Raw genomic sequence first — 2,312 nt, 5'->3', positions numbered from 1 at the left:
CTTCGGTGCCGTGACGGGACGGCATCGCGGGCAGCCGACGGACGGCGCTGCCGAGGACGTGGTGGACGAGGGCGCGGCCGGCGAGGGCGCGTCCCGCGGCAGGCGGATCGCGGTCGTCGCGGCGGCGTTCGCGGTACCCGTCCTGGTGGCGTCCGTGATCGCGTTCGGGTTGCGGGACGATCCCGTCCGGGAGCGGCCGGAGACGGCGGCGACGCCCACCCGGCAGGCGGCGCCGGCGCCGCCGGAGGGGGAGCCGACGTTCGGGCGGTACGTCCCGCCCGAGGCGGATCCGCAGGTCGCGAGCAAGGCGCCCGAGCGGGCGCCCGCGCCGGTGGTGAAGCCGCGCAAGACCAAGCCGGCGCCGGCGCCGTCTCCGTCCGCGCGGGGCCAGCGGCCGTGCCCGGCGGGCTGGGAGGACGTCTGGTGGATGCGCCGGTGGTGCGAGCCGCAAGGTCACCGGGTCCGCTGAACCCGTTACGCGCGGGTCATCGTAGAACCTGTAGTAGCGTTCTGCCGCTGTTCCGCAACTGGGCATCAGGAGGAAAACCACCGTGCCGAACCCCCGGTCGGCGGCGCTGACCGCGGTCTTCCTGGTGATGGCGACGCTCTCACCGCACGGCACCGCGACGGCGGCCGCGGGGGCCGACTCACTGGAGTCGCTGCGCCGCGAGGCCTCGAAGGCGCGCACCGAGATGGAGAAGGCCACCGAGAAGATGGAGGGCCGGCAGAAGGACCTGGCCGCCTCGCAGGTCAAGCTGCGCGGCACGCTGAAGGACCTCGCCGGTGCCGAGGCGGAACTGAACCGCATCCGGCAGCCGCTGGCCAGACTCGCGAACAGCTCCTACCAGCAGAGCGGGGCGGCCGGGTCCATGGCGATCTTCGGTGGCGGCGACCCGGGCCAGGCGCTCCGGGCGACGGCGGACGTGACGCTGATCGCCAAGTCGCAGCAGGCGCTCGTGGACCGTGCCGATGAGCTGCAGGACCGGCGGCAGCGGCTCGCGTCCACCGCGCAGGAACTGCAGTCGCGCAACGCGGTCGAGCAGACCCGCCTCCAGCAGGAGGTGGACGGGCTGAAGAACAGGTCGGAGCAGCTGACGAAGCAGCTCAACGCGATGCTCGACAAGCTGGCGGTGAGCCGGCAGAAACGGCTCGAACTGGGGTGCGACAAGAGCCTCGCGGCGGACGCCAAGAAGTTCCCGAACGGGCTCATCCCGTCGAAGTACCTGTGCGCGCTTCCGCAGAAGGGCGGGCACAAGCTGCGCGCGGACGCGGCCCTCGCCTTCTACAAGCTGAACGCCGGGTACAAGCGCCACTTCGGCCACGACATGTGCGTGACGGACGCGTACCGCAGCCTGTCCGAGCAGCATCGGGTGTACGCGGAACGCCCGGGTTTCGCGGCCGTTCCCGGGACGAGCAACCACGGCAAGGGACAGGCCCTCGACCTTTGCGGCGGTGTGCAGAACTCGGGTTCCGTTCCGTTCAACTGGATGGAGGCCCACGCCGGGAAGTACGGCTGGATTCATCCGGCGTGGGCCTACAGCAACCCGTTCGAGCCCTGGCACTGGGAGTACGGGACCGAGAACGAGTGACCCGGGCCTAGCGGGGGAGCTCGGCGGACGGGACGAGTTCCGTGGTGCAGTGACGGCAGCGGAGTGCCCGCACCGGAATGTCGCTGAGGCACTGCGGGCATTCGCGCTCGGTGGCCTCCTTGCCGCGGTCCATCCGCTCGATCAGCTTCGTCGTCGGCAGCACGACCAGGAAGTACACGATCGCGGCCGTGATGATGAACGCGATCGCGGACGTCATGAAGATCCCGTACGGGAACTTGGTGCCGTTGATCGTGACGGCCAGCGCGGTGTAGTCGGGCTTGCCGCCGAGCAGCGCGATCAGCGGGGTGATGAAGGAGTTGGCGAAGTCCTTCACCAGGCCGGCGAAGGCGGCTCCGACGACGAACGCGACCGCGAGGTCGACCAGGTTTCCGCGGATGAGGAACTTCTTGAATCCGCTCATGTCGGCTCCAGGGGGTCTCGGGGTGCGCCCCTGGGCTGGCGGGGCGCTGGAACGGCTACGGATAGTAATGAAACCCTCGTCGATTCGCCAAGTCGAACCACGGATGATCTCTGACGTGCGGCTTTCCGCGCGGCGGCGGCGACCGTCAGTGCCCAGTGATCGTCAGCGTCAGCGGCGCTCCGGCCCCTGCGAGCGCGACCGCCTGCTCCCGGTCCGTCGCGAGCACGACCAGCGCCCCCTCCTGCCCGCCGTCCTCATCGGGGGCCGGAACGGCGAGGACCGCCACCCCCGACACCACGACC

Annotated in this window: 2 protein-coding genes and 1 pseudogene; 2 read left to right on the top strand and 1 reads right to left on the bottom strand. The window is 70.7% G+C overall.

Going from position 1 to position 2,312, the window contains the following annotated elements; all coding sequences use genetic code 11:
- Positions 1 to 469 (top strand): annotated as a pseudogene (locus tag E1293_RS46455) (hypothetical protein); the annotation flags it as partial.
- An 82-nt stretch (positions 470 to 551) separates the two neighbouring features.
- On the top strand, positions 552 to 1,589 hold the full coding sequence (locus tag E1293_RS46450) for a D-alanyl-D-alanine carboxypeptidase family protein (protein ID WP_132206459.1): 1,038 nt from the start codon (positions 552 to 554) through the stop codon (positions 1,587 to 1,589).
- Between the two features lie 7 nt (positions 1,590 to 1,596).
- On the opposite strand, the gene mscL is transcribed toward E1293_RS46450, so the two are convergent.
- Complete coding sequence (gene mscL, locus E1293_RS46445) at positions 1,597 to 2,010, bottom strand: large conductance mechanosensitive channel protein MscL (protein WP_132206457.1); 414 nt, start codon at positions 2,008 to 2,010, stop codon at positions 1,597 to 1,599.
- Positions 2,011 to 2,312: the final 302 nt, after the last annotated feature.

The sequence above is a fragment of the Actinomadura darangshiensis genome (assembly GCF_004349235.1).
GTDB lineage: Bacteria > Actinomycetota > Actinomycetes > Streptosporangiales > Streptosporangiaceae > Spirillospora > Spirillospora darangshiensis.
This window is presented reverse-complemented; position numbering and strand designations above follow the sequence as displayed.